Origin of the sequence: Achromobacter sp. DH1f (assembly GCF_000633435.1) — a bacterium.
Taxonomy (GTDB): domain Bacteria; phylum Pseudomonadota; class Gammaproteobacteria; order Burkholderiales; family Burkholderiaceae_B; genus Achromobacter; species Achromobacter deleyi.
The window spans coordinates 341,219-358,991 of sequence record NZ_AYMF01000029.1 but is presented as its reverse complement, the minus strand read 5'-3'; the positions used below and the strand labels follow the sequence as shown (position 1 = coordinate 358,991).

At 65.6% G+C, this 17,773-nt stretch carries 18 protein-coding genes and 1 pseudogene; 10 read left to right on the top strand and 9 right to left on the bottom strand.

The window, feature by feature from the left end; genetic code table 11:
• Positions 1-3 precede the first annotated feature (3 nt).
• The 6 genes and pseudogenes from U858_RS0125875 (at position 4) to U858_RS0125850 (ending at position 6,332) form a co-directional block, all read left to right on the top strand.
• The gene (locus U858_RS0125875) at positions 4-432 is read left to right on the top strand and encodes a CopD family protein (protein WP_025140029.1); all 429 of its coding nucleotides are present in this window, start codon (positions 4-6) and stop codon (positions 430-432) included.
• Positions 433-558: 126 nt separating this feature from the next.
• Positions 559-1,107, top strand: coding sequence for a sigma-70 family RNA polymerase sigma factor (locus U858_RS0125870; protein WP_025140028.1), 549 nt, complete (start codon positions 559-561; stop codon positions 1,105-1,107).
• Positions 1,097-2,155: a FecR domain-containing protein gene (locus U858_RS0125865; RefSeq protein ID WP_029954307.1), complete on the top strand. Its 1,059-nt coding sequence runs from the start codon at positions 1,097-1,099 to the stop codon at positions 2,153-2,155. Before U858_RS0125870 ends, U858_RS0125865 begins: the two co-directional genes overlap by 11 nt.
• Before the next feature lie 111 nt (positions 2,156-2,266).
• Entirely contained in the window at positions 2,267-4,747 is a 2,481-nt protein-coding gene (locus tag U858_RS0125860) for a TonB-dependent receptor (protein ID WP_232786605.1), read from the top strand.
• 220 nt (positions 4,748-4,967) lie between these two features.
• Positions 4,968-5,603: pseudogene (locus tag U858_RS0125855) on the top strand (Fic family protein); the annotation flags it as partial.
• Positions 5,604-5,717: 114 nt separating this feature from the next.
• Positions 5,718-6,332, top strand: a complete 615-nt coding sequence (locus U858_RS0125850) for an ATP-binding cassette domain-containing protein (RefSeq protein WP_025140024.1) — start codon at positions 5,718-5,720, stop codon at positions 6,330-6,332.
• 2 nt (positions 6,333-6,334) lie between these two features.
• Here U858_RS0125850 and U858_RS0125845 read toward each other — a convergent pair whose 3' ends face one another.
• From U858_RS0125845 to U858_RS0125835, 3 genes are all read right to left on the bottom strand, one after another.
• A complete protein-coding gene (locus U858_RS0125845) occupies positions 6,335-7,039 on the bottom strand; it encodes a hypothetical protein (protein ID WP_025140023.1) in 705 nt (234 codons plus the stop codon).
• A 75-nt stretch (positions 7,040-7,114) separates the two neighbouring features.
• On the bottom strand, positions 7,115-8,005 hold the full coding sequence (locus U858_RS0125840) for a hypothetical protein (protein ID WP_025140022.1): 891 nt from the start codon (positions 8,003-8,005) through the stop codon (positions 7,115-7,117).
• Between the two features lie 268 nt (positions 8,006-8,273).
• Positions 8,274-8,858, bottom strand: coding sequence for an isochorismatase family cysteine hydrolase (locus tag U858_RS0125835; RefSeq protein WP_025140021.1), 585 nt, complete (start codon positions 8,856-8,858; stop codon positions 8,274-8,276).
• Between the two features lie 388 nt (positions 8,859-9,246).
• On the opposite strand from U858_RS0125835, the gene U858_RS0125830 reads away from it, so the two are divergent.
• Together U858_RS0125830 and U858_RS0125825 are read left to right on the top strand one after the other, a co-directional pair.
• Positions 9,247-9,570, top strand: a complete 324-nt coding sequence (locus U858_RS0125830) for a transcriptional regulator (protein WP_025140020.1) — start codon at positions 9,247-9,249, stop codon at positions 9,568-9,570.
• The gene (locus U858_RS0125825; protein ID WP_025140019.1) at positions 9,551-9,829 is read left to right on the top strand and encodes a BrnA antitoxin family protein; all 279 of its coding nucleotides are present in this window, start codon (positions 9,551-9,553) and stop codon (positions 9,827-9,829) included. Before U858_RS0125830 ends, U858_RS0125825 begins: the two co-directional genes overlap by 20 nt.
• A gap of 19 nt (positions 9,830-9,848) precedes the next feature.
• Here U858_RS0125825 and U858_RS0125820 read toward each other — a convergent pair whose 3' ends face one another.
• Entirely contained in the window at positions 9,849-11,180 is a 1,332-nt protein-coding gene (locus U858_RS0125820; protein WP_025140018.1) for a PLP-dependent aminotransferase family protein, read from the bottom strand.
• 113 nt (positions 11,181-11,293) lie between these two features.
• Here U858_RS0125820 and U858_RS0125815 point away from each other — a divergent pair, with 113 nt between their 5' ends.
• Positions 11,294-12,052 (top strand): sulfite exporter TauE/SafE family protein, encoded by a 759-nt coding sequence (locus U858_RS0125815; protein WP_025140017.1) that lies wholly within the window; start codon positions 11,294-11,296, stop codon positions 12,050-12,052.
• 12 nt (positions 12,053-12,064) lie between these two features.
• Here the strand turns inward: U858_RS0125815 and U858_RS0125810 are convergent, their stop codons facing one another.
• Both U858_RS0125810 and U858_RS0125805 read right to left on the bottom strand, forming a co-directional pair.
• Positions 12,065-13,426, bottom strand: a complete 1,362-nt coding sequence (locus U858_RS0125810; RefSeq protein WP_025140016.1) for a Fic family protein — start codon at positions 13,424-13,426, stop codon at positions 12,065-12,067.
• Between the two features lie 120 nt (positions 13,427-13,546).
• Positions 13,547-14,308, bottom strand: coding sequence for an SDR family oxidoreductase (locus U858_RS0125805; protein ID WP_025140015.1), 762 nt, complete (start codon positions 14,306-14,308; stop codon positions 13,547-13,549).
• A 181-nt stretch (positions 14,309-14,489) separates the two neighbouring features.
• Here U858_RS0125805 and U858_RS0125800 point away from each other — a divergent pair, with 181 nt between their 5' ends.
• Complete coding sequence (locus U858_RS0125800) at positions 14,490-15,023, top strand: AAA family ATPase (protein WP_025140014.1); 534 nt, start codon at positions 14,490-14,492, stop codon at positions 15,021-15,023.
• A gap of 34 nt (positions 15,024-15,057) precedes the next feature.
• Here U858_RS0125800 and U858_RS0125795 read toward each other — a convergent pair whose 3' ends face one another.
• From U858_RS0125795 to U858_RS0125785, 3 genes are all read right to left on the bottom strand, one after another.
• Positions 15,058-16,290: an MFS transporter gene (locus tag U858_RS0125795; protein WP_025140013.1), complete on the bottom strand. Its 1,233-nt coding sequence runs from the start codon at positions 16,288-16,290 to the stop codon at positions 15,058-15,060.
• Positions 16,291-16,411: 121 nt separating this feature from the next.
• Entirely contained in the window at positions 16,412-16,819 is a 408-nt protein-coding gene (locus U858_RS0125790; protein ID WP_025140012.1) for a VOC family protein, read from the bottom strand.
• A 69-nt stretch (positions 16,820-16,888) separates the two neighbouring features.
• Positions 16,889-17,734, bottom strand: a complete 846-nt coding sequence (locus U858_RS0125785; RefSeq protein ID WP_025140011.1) for a helix-turn-helix domain-containing protein — start codon at positions 17,732-17,734, stop codon at positions 16,889-16,891.
• Between the last annotated feature and the right edge of the window lie 39 nt (positions 17,735-17,773).

Here is a 17,773-nt window from a genome sequence, read left to right as displayed (position 1 = left end):
GCGATGGCGTATCTGCTGATCAAGTCGCTGCACCTGGTGCTGGTGCTGTTCTGGGTGTCGGGGATGGTGGTGCAGGCGTTCGTGCTGGCGGCGGCCGACAAGCTGCCGGGGCCGGCGTTGCCGCAGGAACTGGCGCGGCTGCGTTTGCTGCGCACGTGGGAGCGCATGCTGACGACGCCGGCGATGGTGGGCGCGCTGGCCAGCGGGGTGTATCTGGCGACCAGCGCGGGGTGGTTTGGCAGCGCGTGGCTGTCGGTGAAGCTGGCGCTGGTGCTGGTCTTGGCAGCAGTGCATGGCATGCAGGCGGGGCGGCTGCGGCGTTTGGCGGAAGCGGCGGGGGATGCGGGCGAGGTGGGACGCGGACGGCTGTTGCCGGTGGTGCTGACGGCGCCGGTGTTGATCATTCTGCTGGTGGTGGTGAAGCCGTTCTGATGCAGGGATGGGACGCCGGGGCGGCAGTTCCTCGGACAGCAACGAGCAAGGGCAAGGCCGCCCTTCGCCTGTAGCCCATCAATCCCCCTATAATGTGAACAATTCCCATTCACATTCCCTGCCCCCATGCCAGTCAAGCCCAGCGCCCGCCCCGACGCCGGTATCGCGACGCTTTACCGTGACCATCACGCCTGGCTGCACGGCTGGCTGCGCCTGAAACTGGGTGATGCGCACCGCGCGGCGGATTTGGCGCAGGACACCTTTGTGCGCTTGCTGTCGGCCAATCCGTCCGACGCGAAAGCCTTATCCAGACCGACCCCCGACACCGCCCTGCGTGAACCGCGCGCCTATCTGCGCACCATCGCCAACCGGTTGCTGGTAGACCACTGGCGCCGGCTCGAGATCGAACGCAGCTATCTGGCGGTGTTGCAGACCTATCCGCAGCAGCACTGGCCATCCGAGGAATCGCGGCTGCTGATCCTGGAATCGCTGGAGCAGGTGGCGCAGATGCTGGGCCGCCTCAAGCCCGAGGTGCGCGACGTGTTTCTGCTGGCCCAGATGGACGGCTATACCTGCCCGCAGATTGCGCGACAGGTGGGCAGGTCGGTGGCGACGGTCGAGCGCTACCTGGCGCAGGCGCTGGGGCATTGCTATCGGCTGGTCTATGAGTCTTGAAAGGACGGGCGTGCGAGACGCAGGCCAGGCCCACGCCAGCGCAGGAAGCGATGGCGCGGCAGACCCGGCGGTGCTGGACGCGGCTATTCAATGGCGCATCAAGCTGCAATACAACACGGCCGACGCGGGCGCCTGGCAGGCGTTTGACGCATGGCTGCACGCCATGCCCGCGCACGCCGTGGTGTGGGAACGCCTGCAGGCGTTGGGGGCGCGCTTGCAGCGCCCCGCGGACGGTATGCCGCCGCAGGCCGCCACGCGCATTCTGCGGCAGACCGGCGCGGCGCAGGTGCGGCGCTCGCGTCGCAAGGTGCTGGCATCGTTGGGCGCGTTGGCGGCGGGCGGCTGGATGGCGTGGCGGCTGGGCGAGGCGCCTGCGGTGCAACAGATGCTGGCGGACGTGTCCACGGCGCGGGGCGAGCGGCGCGAGGTCCGCCTGCCCGATGGTGGCACGCTGGTGCTCAACAGCGATACGGCGGTGGATATCGACTATGGCGGTACGGAGCGCCGCATACGGTTGCTGGCCGGCGAGGTCTATCTGATCTCCGGGCACGAACCGCTGTCGCGTCCGTTGTTCGTGGAAACGCGCGATGGCCGGGCACAGGCGCTGGGTACGCGCTACCGGGTACGTCAGCGGGACGACTACAGCGAGGTCGCGGTGGATGACGGCGCGGTGGCGCTGTTGCCGCGCGACGCGCACATCAGCACGGCGGCGCTGACGTTGCGCCCGGGCGAGTCCGCACGCCTGACGCCGACGGGCGCCGAGCCGATTGCGCCCGAGGCCGCTCGCATGATGGATGGCGGTGCGTGGATCGAGGGCGCGCTGTCGGTGCACGACATGCCGCTGGACGCGTTTCTGCGCGAACTGGCGCGCTATCACGGGCCGATCGAATGCGATCCGGCGGTGGCGCGGTTGAAGGTGTCTGGCGTGTTCCAGCTGGACGACACGCGCAATGTGCTGGCGCTGCTGCGCCAGATTCTGCCGGTGGAGCCGCAGGCCGGGCGCCTGTGGTGGGGCGGGCGGGTGACGCGGGTGCGGGCGCGCGGTTGAGTCCGCGTGCCGGTTACAAAGAATTTGAGGGGATGGGCGAAGTCGTTCGTCATACCGGGTGCAGCAGTGCGCACTGCCCCGCATCGACCGACCCTCAATGGAGTATCTCTTGTGAAGACCCACAGCCTCCGGGCCGCGGCCACGCCGCCCGGCGACCGGGCTTGCTTGCGCGCCTGCCCCTCCCTTCCCTACGTTGCGCTGCTGCCGTTGATGGTGGCGTTGGGTGCGTTGACGACGGCCGCCCCTGCCCGCGCCCAGGCCGCACCTGCCGCGGCAGCGCAGCCGGCCGCCGCGCGCGTCTACGCGATTGCGCCGGGCCCTTTGAATGATGCGTTGTCGGCGTTTGCGCGGCAGGCGGGTATCTCGTTGGCCTATTCTTCGGCGCAGTTGGCGGGGGCGCGCAGCGCCGGGCTGAACGGCGCGTTCGACACGGCGGACGGTTTGCGTGCGCTGCTGGCAGGCACCGGTTATCGCGCGGTCCAGGTGGACGGTGGTATCCGTATCGAGGCCGAGCCGCGCACGGGCACGAGCACGCTGGCGCCGGTGTTGGTGACCGGAACGTACCACGCGCAGACCGAGGGGTCGCAGTCATACGCCGCCAGTGCGGCGACCATCGGCAAGACCGAGCAGGCCCTCAAGGATATTCCGCAGTCGGTGACGGTGGTGACGCGCAAGCGCATCGACGACCAGAATCTGGCGACCATCAGCGAGGTGCTGGAGAACACGACCGGCGTGACGATCAGCGAAGTGGCGGACGGCGGGCGCAATTTCTATTCTCGCGGTTTCAAGATCAGCAATATCCAGTACGACGGCGTGCCGCTGTCGCGCAGCTTCTATGCGGTGGGCAACAGCTTTACCGGCAGTACGGCCTATCTGGATCGCGTCGAAGTGTTCCGCGGCGCGCAGGGCCTGTTCGAAGGCGCGGGCCAGCCGGGTGGTTCGGTCAACCTGGTGCGCAAGCGCCCCACGGCCGAGACGCAGGTGCTGATGGAAGCGCGCGCCGGCTCGTGGGATCACTACGGCGGGATGCTGGATGCGGGCGGGGCGCTGAACGCCGACGGCAGCCTGCGGGGCCGCGCGGTGCTGGACTACGACACGAAGGGGTCGTTCATCGACGTCGTCAAGGAACGCGATACCAATCTATATGCCGCGCTGGACTACGACCTGTCGCCACGCACGACGGTGGGCGCAGGCGTGCTGGTGTCGCGGTTGCGATCCACGCCTTTCTTCGGCGGCCTGCCGCGCTACAGCGACGGCAGTTCATTGGGCCTGAAGCGGTCGACCTACCTGGGGGCGGACTGGAACAAGTGGGACCGCGACGAGACGCAGTGGTTTGCGGATCTGACGCATCGCTTCAACGACAACTGGCGCCTGAAGATCGCCGCGACCTACGTGAAGGAGGAAAGCCTCACCACAGCGCTGGACGCGACGGGCGCGGTGGACCCGGTGACGTTGATGGGGCCGATGCGCAATGCCTGGAACTACGACAAGTCGGCCCGGCACGTAGGCTTTGATGCCAACGTGAATGGCCGCTTCACCACGTTCGGCATGCAGCAGGACCTGGTGGTGGGCGTGAGCCTGTCGCGGCTGAAATCCACCGACCGCATCGAGTACGCGTCCAACTATCTGCCGCTGGATGTGTTTCACCCGAATTCACGCGTGCCCAAGCCCGACAGCTTTCCGGATTCTCAGCGCACGTCACGCTACGAGCCGCATGTGCAGAAAGGCATTTACGCGCAGTTGCGCAGCAGCCTGACGGATGACCTGACGCTGGTGTCGGGCGGCCGCTTCAGCTGGTTCGAAAGCCGCTACACGACGCAGGCGGCCACCTGGAGCGATGTCAGCACCAGCAAGGCCAGCGCCGAGTTCACGCCTTTCCTGGGGCTGGTGTACGCGTTGACGCCGAACTGGTCGGTCTACACCAGCTATGCCGACATCTTCGAGCCGCAGACGGCCACCACGCTGGACGGCAGCATCCTCAAGCCGATCGTCGGCGCCAACTACGAGGCCGGTATCAAAGGTGAGTTGATGGATGGCAGGCTCAACACGTCATTCGCCGTCTACCGCATCGATCAGAAGAACCGCGCGGTGCAGAATTACGAAGCGGGTCCGGTCTGCAACGGCGGCTATTGCTCGCGCGCGGCGGGCAAGGTACGTAGCCAGGGCTTCGAGGCCGAAGTGAGCGGCGAGGTGATGGCGGGCTTGCAACTGGCAGCCGGCTATACCTTCAACAGCAATAAGTTCCTGAGCGACCCCGACCGCGAAGGCCAGACGTTCAGCGAGGAAACGCCGCGCCACCTGCTGCGCGTCTGGAGCGAATACCGTCTGCCTGGCGACTGGAGCCGCGTGAGCCTGGGCGCTGGCGTCAACTGGCAGAGCGCGTTGACCAACAGCGTGTCGAAGGTACGCCGGGCGTCGTACAGCGTGTGGAATACACGGGTGGCGGTCGACCTGACGTCGCACTGGACGGCAGCGGTGAACGTCAACAACCTGTTCGACAAGGTGTACTACGAGTATCCGGGGTACGCCGAGAACCGGAACAACTACGGTGCGCCGCGTAGTGTGCTGTTGACGCTGCGGGGGCGGTTCTAAAAAGAACGGCCTCGGCTGGATGAGGAACCGTAGCGCTCATCCAGCCGGCGGGCACGAAAAAGGATGGCGAATCGGACCTGTGAAAAATCGGACGATATACCGGAAAAATAACCGGCAATTTCCATTGCAATAAGATTGTCGATTTAAGATAAAAATCGTTTGTATTCAATAATTTATATGAATATAAAGCTATAAAGTAAACCGGCAAAATCTAGATGGCCGCTTGCACGACTCACCGCATCAATTCCTTCCGCTGCTGGCTTGCGCACATCAGCGCATGGCCTGGATGCACCCGTTCGTCGATGGCAATGGGCGGGCGACGCGCTTGCAGACCCATGCCGCCATGCTGCCGATCACGGAGGGACTTTGGTCCGTCAACCGCGGTTTGGCGCGTGACGCCCCACGCTACTACAGCAGCCTCGCTTGCGCGGATGCACCGCGTCAAGGTGCGTTGGATGGGCGCGGCAATCTTACCGAGCGCGGCTTGGTGGACTGGATCAATTACTTCCTGGACATATGTGACGACCAGGTGCAGTACATGTCCGAGATGCTTGATCTGGACGCGATGAAGGGCAGAATCGCGGCCTTGATCCTGGCCGAAGTGCATGGCAGCAAAAAGCGATTCCGCCAGGAAGCGATTTTGCCGCTCTATCATTTGTTCGCAGCGGGTCCAGCGTCGCGCGGTGAATTTGTCCAGATGACAGGCTTGGGCGAACGCACAGGCAGAAACTTGCTGTCCGAGCTTGTGAAGTCGGGTCTGGTGGCGTCAAGCTCGTCCCATGCTCCCGTGCAGTTCGCGTTCCCACTCTTCGCGCAACCTACCCTCTTTCCGGCCCTTTACGGGCAAGCGGTGTGAGGGGATGCTGGCATGTTTGGGCGTACAGGGGCGCCTCGCGATTCCGACGCGACTACCCCAGCCTGAAGCCCCGTCGATCTGGCCGCGCACAGTATTCCTGCGTAAACTCCCCGCATGCTACGCATCGAAAACCTCACCAAGCGCTACGGCGACTATCTTGTCTTCCAGGGCCTGACGCACACGTTCCCGCCGGGCTGCGTGGCGCTGTGCGAAGAAGACAGCACGGGCAAGTCCAGCCTGCTGGGCATCATCGCGGGCGTGATCGCCCCGGATGCCGGCGACGTCTGGATCGACGGCCATTCGTTGACCCATGCGCCGCAAGCAGCCCGTGCCCGGCTGGCCTATGTGCCCGACAACTGCCTGACGGCGCCGATGCAGACGGGCCGCGGCTTGCTTGAGCAGGTGGCCGCCGAAAAAGGCGTGCCGCTGGACGACGCCACGCTCGACCTGGCCCGCCGCCTGGGCCTGGAGCCACACCTGGACAAGCGCTTCGAGCAGATGTCGACGGGCACGCGCCGCAAGGTCTACCTGACGGCGGCCAACCTGGGGCATCCGGCGGTGGTGATTGCCGATGGCGCGAGCAACGGGTTGGATACGGCGGCACGCAATGTGCTGGCCGATGTGTTCAAGACCTGGGCCAAGGACCGCGTGGTGCTGTTCGCCAGCCATGATCCCGAACTGGTGCAGGCGTGCGGCGCCCGCTCGGTTGAAGTTGCGGCGCTGCGCTAGCGTCAGGCGTCTTCCAGAAACCCCAACGTTCGCAGCTCGGCAATCGCGCCCAGCTCTTCGTCGCGCCGCTTCTTGGGCGCGGCCAGCGACGCGGCCATCAGCATGGCGGGGCGGTCGGATTCGTCGAATCCCCTGAGTACGCTGTCGGCGACGGGAAAGGCCTGGGCAAAGCGTTTGTCCAAGGCCTGGTGGCCGGGATAGCGGCCGCGCTTGTCCAGAATGACCTGGGTCTGCGGATCGCGCTTGATCAGGTGCAGGGGCACGCCTTCGCAGCGCAGGCCCAGCAGCTTGGCGTCGCTGATGTCCAGGGCCCAGTCGGTGTCGGCGTAGAACGCGGCGCGGGCGGCGTCGAACTGCGCCAGGCGCGGGGCGTCTGTGCAGAAGGCTTCGGGCGTCAAGTTGAGGTTGATCTTGCCGATCTTGCCGACCAGTTTCACGCGCCGAAAGAACGAGGCCCATACGAGCAGGATGGGGTTGGTGGTCAGGTCCTGCACCACCACGTCTTCGAACACGCAGGGCATGATCATCGAATTGACGGCGCGGCAGCCGGACAGGTGCACGTGCTGCACCCGCGACATGCGTGCGGGAATCTTCACCATCGACAGGCTGCAGTTGTCGAACGTGCAGTCGTGCAGATGCAGGTCTTGAAAGTGGGATTGGCCCTTGTCGTGGGCCATCTGGAATGTCGCGCCTTCGATTTTCTGCATCGTTCGCTCGCGCTTTGATTCGCATGGCGGCCGGGCATGGCCGGCTGCCTGCTTGCAGGGCCCGTCTGTGGATGCTTACTTCTCGGCGTACTTCTTCGTGGCCGCGTCGTAGACGTACGTGACCGTATCGGCCGCGCCCAGCTGACGCGTCTTGCCCGGCCCGGTGATCATGGTGCCGCTGGGCGTGACGGTCAGGCGGGGCATGTCGCCGCCGGCCTGTGCAGCAAAGCCCAGTTTGCCGCTGCGGGTGGCGCAGGGCATGACGTCGCCGCCGTCGCAGGCCGCAGCGTTGTCGTCGCCGGTGAGAATGCTGCCGACGTAGGTCCAGACGTTTTCCTTGATCTCGTCGCGCGGGCCGATGTTGAAGACGAACAGGGCGTAGCCTTCGAAGCTGACGCCGTTCTCGAAGCCTTCGGTGGGCACGGCCAGCACCAGTTTGCCGGCGGGCGTGCGGTATTCAAGGGGCTTGCGGCGGGTGTCGACGTTTTCGGGGCGCTCGTAGGCGCCGAATTGGCCGATCGTGTGCTCCATGCCGCGGAACTTCCAGGGGCGTTCGGGCGACGAGCCGGTCAGGGTGAAGGTGGCCTCGGCCAGGTTGACCTGGGTGTCGGGGCCGACGTCGTCTTCGCCGGGCTTGCCGTATTTTTCACGGGTGTCCCAGGCAAAGCCGGTGAAGTAACGGGTGCCGTCCAGGTCGAAGGCGTGGCCGAACCAGTAGGTGGCGACGCTGCCGTTGGCGACCTCATAGGAATCGGCGCCTTTGCCGTCGATCTGGTAGATGAAGTACAGGACGGTGGGGCCGTCGGGCGGCGTCACGGCGGCGGCCTGGGCGACGTCCAGCTTGGGGGCGGCCGGTTCGGCGGCGTGAGCGGCAGGGGCGAATGCGGCGGCCAGCGTGGCGGCGCACAGGCCGGCCACGGCGGTGCGCAGGCGGGCGGAAAAGCGGGCGTTCAGACGGGTGTACATGTTGGATATCTTCTTGTCGGACTCGTGAAAAGCGCCTTGTGCTTGCCTGCCCTTGCATTGGGTTGCAAGAGGGTGCCCCTCCCGGGAGACGGCCTGGATCGTCAGGGCCGCCAGCGGCTTGGCGCAATCTGCGGCGCCATGTTAGTGGGCCGCCCGGTTACGCGTCGGACAGCAGTTTGCCAATTGTGTCGGACTGCAATAGCTGGGCATGGCTTACGGATCGCCGGGCCGGTGCCGGCCGTTGATATCGGCCTGCGCCGCTGCGTGGTCAGGCCAGCAACGACAAGGCGTGATCCAGCGACAGCACGTGCGTGCGCGAGGCAAAGGCCGTGGCAAACAGATGTTCGTGCACGACCGGGTCCGGATCGTAGCAACAGTCCTTGACGGTGTAGAGCTGGAAGTCCGCGTCGCTGGCGTAGGCGATGGACGACAGCATGACGCCGGTGGACGCGATGCCGACCATGATGAGGGTATCCACGCCCTGGGCGGACAGGCGCAGTTCCAGGTCGGTGCCGAAGAACACGCTGGCGCGGTGGGCAATGATGACGGGTTCGCTGATCTGCCGACCCAGTTCGTGGGAGATTTCGTCGTCGGTGAACAGACCCATCTGTTTGATGCCCTGCCCGTTCTTGTTCAGCGGGCTGACCTCGGGGTAGTCGGGGCTGAAGTGGATCTTGGCGAAATAGACGGGTATGCCGGCGCGCCGCGCAGCATCGCAGAGCTGGCGCGTGTTGGCGAGCAAGGTGGGGGCAACCGACGGGAACAGCGTGGTGATGTCGGTCTGGTAGTGCATGACCAGCAAGGCGGTTTTTGCCGGCACGAGGGTATGGCCGGATTCAACGCGTGAGGACATGGCGGGTATCCGATAGGAAGGTCCTGGGAACGGGGATGACGTTCTGGCGGCCGGCCGCGGGTGGCAGGGCCGGCGCGTTATTGATCATAAGGGGGAAACGGGGCGGTGGCACAGCAGGCCGCCTACGGGTTTTACCCGGGTGCTACCGGTCGGTCTGGTCTGCGATCAACGCTTGGAAATGACCTGACAGTGGCTTGTTGTGTTGCTTGGTCTGATATCAGCAGTGTCAGGGCAAATTGTGGGGAGATGGCTTGCACAATGATCGGCTGAAGACGTTCTGGATCGCTCGCTGAGCTCGGCGGCGAGCGATCGATCTGTAAATGGCTCGCATGCCGCAACGGTGCGGGAGCGTCTTAACCCTATCAATAAATTGTTAGTACAATAAATTATGCTGACCGTGATCGAAACCGATGAATTCAGCACGTGGGCGGCCAAGGTTTGGAGCGATACCGAACGGGAAGCCTTTGTGGATTGGATCGCGGTTAACCCAGAGGCCGGTGATGTCGTGCCAGGCTCCGGGGGGTGCAGAAAAGTTCGATGGTCGCGCGCTGGCATGGGAAAGCGCGGTGGTGTCCGTGTGATCTACTACTTGCGACTAGCGAGCGGTGAGGTGGTGCTTCTGGTCGTATACGCCAAAGCCAACGCCGATAGCATTTCTGCCTCCGTACTCGCCAAACTCAAGGAGTGCTTTGATGCCCAAGAAACGCGATGAGATATCTGAGTTGGAAGCCGCGTTGTTGCGTAGTGCCAAGCAAGCCGTCAATGGTCAGTATGCGCGTGTGCACACGCCTGAGGAGATCGTGCGGCGGCGCGGTCGGCCGATAGGCAGTACCGCGGCTGTCCGCAAAGCGGCCACTACCATTCGTCTTGATGAGGAAGTCCTTGCCGCGTTCAAAGCAACGGGGCAAGGCTGGCAGACGCGCATCAACAATGCGTTGAAAGACTGGCTGAAATCTCATCAGCCCATTTGATTGCCAACCGCGTATCGAGCTACCGGTCGGTCTGGTCCGCGATGACGCGTGCCACAGCCGTCAATGACCGTCGCAGGTCATCCAGCCCCACCGACCCCAACGCCAGGCGGATGGCGTGCGGCACGTGCGTGACGGCGAAGGGATGCGCGGTAGAGACCGAGATCCGCTCTCGCATCAAGGCCATCGCGATGGCGTCGGCACGCACTTCTTGCGCCAGCGGCAGCCAGACGAAGTAGGACGTGGGGTGGCTGACGGGGCCGAGTCCACCCAGGATCTCGGCGGCGATGCGTTGGCGCTGCGCTGCGTCGCGTCGCTTCTCGGCTTCCAACCGCGCGACCGTGCCGTCTTCGATCCAGCCGCAGACGATGACCGTCATGGTGGCAGGCGTGTTCCAGGTGGTGGCGCGGATGGCGCGTTCCAACTTGGGCACCCAGGCGGGCGGCGCGCTGATGGCGCCCACGCGCAGGCCCGTGGCCACGCTCTTGGACAGGCTGGATACGTAGACGGTGGCTTCTGGCACTCTTGCCGCGAGGGGCGGCGGCGCGTGTTCCGCCAGAAAGGCATAGGCGCCGTCTTCGATCAGGATCAGCGCGTGCCGGCGAATGATGGCCGCCAAGGTTTCGCGCCACGCGTCGCTGGCGACCCAGCCCAGCGGATTGTGCAGGGTGGGCATGGTGTAGACCGCCCGCACGCGCCGACGACGGCACAGGTCCGCCAGGGCATCCAGATCCATGCCGTCTGGCGTTGCCGGCACGGGCGCCAGTTCCAATCGCGAGAATTCCGCCGCCAGCTTGAAGCCGGGGTACGTCAACGCGTCGACGGCCACCACATCGCCCGGTTCGAACAAGGCCATGGCGGCGATGGTCAAGCCATGCTGCGCGCCGCTGACCAGCAAGGTTGAGTCCGCGGATGCCGGTACGCCTCGGGCCGCCATATGGGCTGCGGCGACCGCCCGTTCGGCATCGCTGCCGCCGTGGGGCCGATAGCGCAGCAGCGCATCGGCATCGCCCTTGGCGGCCAGTCGGCGCAGCGCGGTGCGGTACAGGTTGGACTGGCCCGGCAGGGTCGGGGAATTGAAGGTGAGTTCGGTGGTGTCGTCATTCCAGGCGCGCAGGTCGATGCCGTGGCCGCGTGGCAGTGCTTCCTTGACGAAGGTGCCGCGGCCGGACTCGCCGCTGACCAGTCCCATCACCTGCAGTTCGGCGTAGACGCGCGTGGCGGTGGCCAGCGCCAGCCCTTCGCGGGCAGCCAGGTCGCGGTGCGTCGGCAGGCGTGTGCCAGGCCGCAGGCGGCCGGCGCGGATGTCGGACGCCAGGCGATCCACCACTTCTTTGTAGCGGGACAGAGGCACGGAAAGCGTATCCATGACGATTATTTGGATGTGCCGATTATCGGGCCTAGGATGGCGTCGCACAACGCACCGGGCGGTGCGTATCCGATCTTCAGTGTCAGCGGTTCTCAATCATGGATTTCAGTTTTCAGGTCATCGCGGTATCCGTCGCCGCGGTCGGTGTTATCGGCTTCATGAAGGGGGCGTTCGGCGGTGGCTTCGCCATCATCGGCATTCCCTTGCTGGCGTTGGTGATGGACCCGATCAAGGCAGGCAGCCTGCTGGCGCCGATCTTCGTGGCGACCGATTTCTACGCGTTCAGGTACTGGCGTCCGCGCACGTGGTCGCGGCCGGATCTGGCGTACCTGGTGCCAGGGCTGCTGGTGGGGGTGGTGGCCGGCTATGTCGTGCTGCGCCACGTGAACCGGCACGTGGTCGAGATATTGATGGCCGTCACCACCCTGCTCTTCGCCTGGCTGTGGTGGCGCGGCGGCGCGGTGGCGGGCCAACGCCCACGCTCGAAGAACAAGGCGCTGCTGGCCGGCAGCGCGTCCGGCATCACGACGATGGTGGCGCATTCGGGCGGGCCGCCGCTGGCCATGTATCTGCTGCCATTGGGCCTGTCCAAGGAAATGTACGGCGGCACGACCAGCATGTTCTTCACCATCGGCAACTTGCTCAAGGCGGGGCCTTGGCTGGCGGTGCGGGAACTGACGGCGGGGTTCTGGGGGCTGGTGGCGATCTGCCTGCCGGCGGCGTTTTTTGGGGTGTGGGCGGGGTGGCGGCTGCACCATCGGCTGAATCAGGCGCAGATGGTGCGAGCTTGCTATGGCTTGCTGGTGGTGACGGCAGTGAAGCTGTTGTGGGATGGGGTGGCGGGGGCCATTCAATAGACATCGGTTTCGCTACGCGGGTCGACCCGCGTCGATCCATCGCTGCACTTGCTCCATCGGCAGCCTGTAGCGGGCGCAGTTGTGCAGACCCAGCACGCGCAGCTCTTGCGCCAGCAGCGGGCGGAAGGCTTGTGCATCGTCTTCGGACAAGGCCAGCGCTGCGATGGCTGCGTCAATCGTGTCGCGTTCACGGATTACGCGGCTGATCGCTTCGTTCAGTTGTTCCCGAAAGCGTAGCCGTACGGGATCGGGCACGCCCACGGCGTCCAGCTGTATGGCGTACTTGCGGATCGAGCGCCGATACGCCCAGGTGAAAAGATCGGCGGCGAGCGACACGTCGCAGTCTTCGTAGACGCCCACCATGGCGTAGGCATAGTCTTGCGCCTCTACGTCCAGAAAGGACAGTGGCGCGCAGTTGTAGAGCATCAGCGGAATGTTGGCCGACAGACGACTCGTGCGCTTATTGCCATCCTCGAACGGTTGCAGATAGGCGAGGTTCACCCAGAGAAAGAACGCCGCCTCTACCGGGTTCTTGATCAGTTGCGCCTTTTCGACAATGAGGTCGAACATTTCCTGCAGCAGCATCGGCGCCTGCAAAGGCACGTAGGTGGTATCGCCGATGTTGACGACGGTCTGGCGGATGCGGCCCAGGCCTTCGGCATCGGCCAGCAGATCCTGCATCAGCAGTGCGTGCAGATTGCCGATCACGGCCGGCGTCAGGCCGTATTGGGGCGCGGCATCGACCATGAATTCGATTGCCGCCTTGTGGTTGAGCAGCATCACCGCATCGGGGTCGTCGCCAGCGGTTCCTCGTTTGAAGAGTTCTTGCGTGGCCAGCAGTGAATAGCGGTTGCCTTCCAGGCGTGACGATGACCAGGAAAGGTCGAGCAGCAACGGCTCAAGTACCTTGCGCGCGTAGGTGCCGGCTGGTTGCCGACCACGCATCCTGCCTTCATCGGCCAGCGCCTGGGCCACGGCCGGGGATAACAGCGCGCTCTGGTTCGGAACATAGTCTTCGACGAATGCGCGTTGGTATCCGGCGGGTGCACGGGCGGCCAGGGGTTGCTGGAGCCGAGCCAACAACGCTTGGCCATTGTTTGACCAACGGACTGTGTCGACCGCGGATGCGGGACTGGCGGGTGAGGCCTCAGCGCCGGTTGCCGAGGTCGAAGGCGCGTCCACGATCCGATAGCGTGTCGCGCGGGTCTGGCCGTCGCGAAACACCAAGCCCGCCTTGATCAGAGCATTCAGTTGCCGCTTGGCGGTGGACCAACTGACGTTGATCTTGTCGGCGATCTCGCGCGAACCGAGCCCTGGCGAGGCCGCCTGCCGCTGGTCACGGAGAAGCTTGAGGATGTCTTCGCGGTCGGTCATGGCAAGGGCCTGGGATTGGAGTCAGCCCAATTTAGCTCAACTTAGCTCATTTCAGCTCATAATTTGAGCTGAAATGAGCTGAAAGGGGTAGGATTGGGCTGATTCGAACCGACTTGCCCCTCACTTCCCCCCCGTCGCATCCAAAAACGTCCCCGTCACAAACGATGCTTCCGCGCCCGCCAGCCACAGGATCGCGCGCGCCACTTCCTCGGGCTGACCGCCGCGCCCCATCGGGATCGAATCCTTCACTCGGTCCACCCTGCCCGGCTCGCCGCCGCTGGCGTGCATCTCGGTGTAGATGTGGCCGGGGCGCACGCAGTTCACGCGGATGCCTTCGCGCGCCACTTCCTTGGCCAGGCCGATGGTGAAGGTTTCCAGCGCGCCCTTGGACGCGGCGTAGTCGACGTATTCGTTGGGGCTGCCCAGCCGCGCCGCGCCCGATGACACGTTGACGATGGCGCCGCCGCGGCCGCCGTGGCGCTGGGACATGCGCTTGATGGCCTGCTGGGCGCACAGGATGGGGCCGATGGCGTTGACGGCGAAGATGCGTTGCATGCGCTCGTAACCCAGGTCTTCCAGCCGCGATTGCTGCGCGATGATGCCGGCGTTGTTGACCAGCACGTCGATGCGGCCGAATTCGCGGTCGATGGCGGCGAACAGCTCGGTGACCTGGCCGGGGTCGGCGCTGTCGGCGCGCACGGCCAGCGCGCGGCGGCCATGGGCTTCGACGTGTGCGGCGACGTCATACGCGGCAGACTCGTTCGAGACAAAGCTGATGGCGACGTCGTAGCCCTGCTCGGCGGCCAGGCGCGCGGTAGCGGCGCCCACGCCGCGGCTGCCACCTGTGATCAGGATCAACGGGGCTTGGGAAGAAGCGGTCATGGCAAGAACCTCCAGGTGATGATGAAGCAATGGCGAGGCGCCGTAACGGGCCGCCCGCAGCCCGCCGCGCAATCCAGGGATCGGATGCTCGGGCATAGAATAATGCGTTCGATGCAGTGCCTTCGCTCCGGCAGCGGGTTAGCGGGGGCAATGGGCCGAACGATCCACGCCGGAGCGCACCATGTTCAACCCCGAAGAGATCCTTGTCCTTACAGGCCCGCCCGGCTCGGGCAAGACAACGGCTGCACGCCGCATTGCGCAGTTGCCGGGGTGCCCCAAGGTGCATCTGCATGCGGATGATTTCTGGCGTGTCATCAAGGCCGGCGCGATTCCTCCGTGGCAGGTGGATGCGCATGACCAGAACGCGGTCGTGATCGACGTGCTGGCGGGAGCTGCGGCGCGCTACGCACAGGGTGGCTACTTCGTGTTGGTCGATGGCATCGTCGGGCCGTGGTTTCTTGATGCGTTTCGTCGTTTGCGGTGCGCGGTGCATTACGTCGTGCTGCGTCCTACGCTGGACGAGGCGATCCGGCGTTGCCGCGACCGCGGGGGTGATGAGTTGTCCGACCCCGGGCCCATTACGGCCCTGCATCAGCAGTTTGCGCAGTTGGGCGAGCTGGAAAAGCACGTGTTGCCGGTGGCGGGCCTGGATGCCGCGCAGACGAGCCAGGCGATCTGTCGGGCGGCACAGGGCGGCCATTTCCGGCTGGCGTAGCCAGCATTCGGAAAGTCGCAACGGATGGGCCGCGCTAGACCGGCGCCGAATCCCCATGCAGGCTCTTGAGTTTTCTCAGTTCAGGAAACAGCCGCATCCACAGCCCCGCCACCGCCATGGTGCCGACGCCGCCGATCACCACCGCCGGTACTGCGCCGAACAGCGCGGCCATGACGCCGGATTCAAATTCCCCCAGCTGGTTCGACGCGCCGATGAACAGCGTGTTCACGGCGCTGACGCGGCCCAGCATGTGGTCGGGGGTGTTCAGCTGCACCAGGGACGAGCGCACCACCACGCTGATGGCGTCGGCCGCGCCCAGCACGACCAGCGCGCCGATCGACAGCGGAATGGACGTGGACAGGCCGAACACGGTGGTGGCCAGTCCGAACAGCATCAGCGCGCCGAACAGCAGGCGGCCCACGTGTTCGCCCAGGCTCAGGCGGGCCAGCGTCAGCGACATCAGCATGGCGCCGCAGGCGGGGGCGCCGCGCAGCGCGCCCAGCGCCCAGGGGCCGGCATCCAGGATGTCTTTGGCAAAGATCGGCAGCAAGGCCGTGGCGCCGCCCAGCAGCACGGCGAACAGGTCCAGCGACAGCGTGCCCAGCAGCAGGCGCCGCTGGAAGATGAAGGTGATGCCGGCGAACAGGGTGCGCCAGGTGGTGGGTTCCTTGCGCGGGGGCGCGCGGTCGATCGACATGCTGGCGATAGAAGCGAAGCCGCACAGGTACAGCGCCGCGGCGACACAGTAGATCCAGCCGGCGCCCAGGCCGTAGCCGATGCCGCCCAGCGCCGGGCCGGCGATCTGCGCGATCTGGCCGGCGGACGAGGACAGCGCGGTGGCGCGCGGCAGCCATTCGCGTGGCACCACGGCGGGGATCAGGGTGGACAGGGTGGGCGATTCGAAGGCGCGGGCCGAGCTCATGATGATGAGCGTGGCGTAGATCAGCGGCTTGCCGCCAAAGCCATGCAGGGCGGCAATGGCCAGCAGCAGGGTGGCCAGGGTTTCGATGGCCATGCAGATGGCGACGATCTTGCGGCGGTCGTAGCGGTCGGCCACGTGGCCGACCACCAGGGTCAAGGCCGCCATGGGCAGGAACTGCGCCAGGCCGATCAGGCCCAGGTCGAGGGCGCTGCCGGACAGGGCGTAGATCTGCCAGCCCACCGCCACCGAGACGATCTGGAAGGCCAGCGACGCGCCGATGCGCGCGGACAGGAAATGCAGGAATGCGGGACGGTACAGCGGACTGGGGGAGTCTGGGGCAGGCATTGGCAAAGCACGCGCGGCAGGCGCGCGGGCGGCGCCGGAAAGCGCATTCTAGGCAGAACACGCTGACGGGAAACTAAGAGGGCCGGGCAGACGGCTGCAACCGTCCCCTGCCCGGCCGATCCTAGACTTTGGGCCAGTAGGTGCCGAAGCTCCACAGGTTGCCTTCCGGGTCGCGGCAGGCGAACTCGCGGCTGCCGTACGGCGTGTCGTAGAGCTCGGTCTCGATGGGGGCCCCGGCGGCCTTCACCGTTGCGTGCAGCGCATCCGGATCGTCCACGGCCAGGTACAACGCATCGGTGCGCCGGCCCTGCGGCGAACCGACCAGCTTGCCGTAGGCGTCGTCGCGGTCCTGGCCCAGCATCAGGATGGACGAGCCATAGGCAAGTTCGGCGTGCTGGATGGTGGTGCCATCGCGATAGACCGAGACTTCGGCAAAGCCCAGTATGTCGATCAGCCAGCGGACCATTGCGTTCGCGTCGCGACAGCGCAGGGTGGGGAAAAGACGGGGGGCGGATTGGGGCGTGGTCATGGCAGGAACTCCAGAAAGAGAGGGAGTGCTGATGGTGCGCGCCACGGGGCCATGGGTCTTGAAGATTTGTTACCTGGGGTCGTGCGGTTCGGATTCCCGGCTGGGCGGCCCCGGCGCCAGGCTCAGCCGCCTGGCCCAGGCTTGCGGCGCATCGCCGCTCATTTCGGTGAACTCGCGGGTCATGTGGGCCTGGTCCGCGTAGCCGGCCGCGGCGGCGATCTGGGCCCAGCCCGGGTCGGTGCCCGCGCGGGCCACGAGGCAGGCCTGGTGAAATCGCAGCATGCGCGCCAGGGCCTTGGGCCCCAGTCCCATCTGGGCCCGGAACTGCAACAGCAGGTGTTTGCGGCTCCAGCCGATTTCGCTGGCCAGGGCCCCGATGGACAAGCACCCCCTGTGCCGCAGCAATTGCCGATACGCATGCGCGACAGGGTCCGAGAGCCCGTGCCCAATGCGCAAGGCGATGAAGTCTTCGACCTGTTCGAACCGCTGTGGCCAACCGGGTGTGTTGCCCACGCGTTCACGCAGTTGCAGCCCGGCGGCGCCCAGCACGTCGCCCAGGTCGATCATGTGGTTGGCCAGGTCCGCGACCTTGCCGCCAAAGAAGCGATAGGCGCCCGGCAAGGTGAAGTCGACCTGCAGGCATTCGGCCGCCCCGTCCGACGAAATGTAGACGGGGCCGGCGTAGAGGCCGGACGCGAAGCTGGCCCAGCGCGCCGATGCCAAGGGGTCGCCCAGGGCGATGTGAAACGGCGTGCCGAAGCTGATGATCAGCGGCACCGCCAGGGGCGCGCTTTCCTGCCACTGGAAGCCCTTGCCGCGATGGCGTTCCCGGTAACCCACCATCTGCGTCACCACGCCGGCCAGCCGTGCCGAGGGCGGGTAGCGGACCACGTCGAAATCGGGTGAACCAGTCATCGGGGCCTCCCCCTGCGTGACAAGCGCGGTTGCCGATAC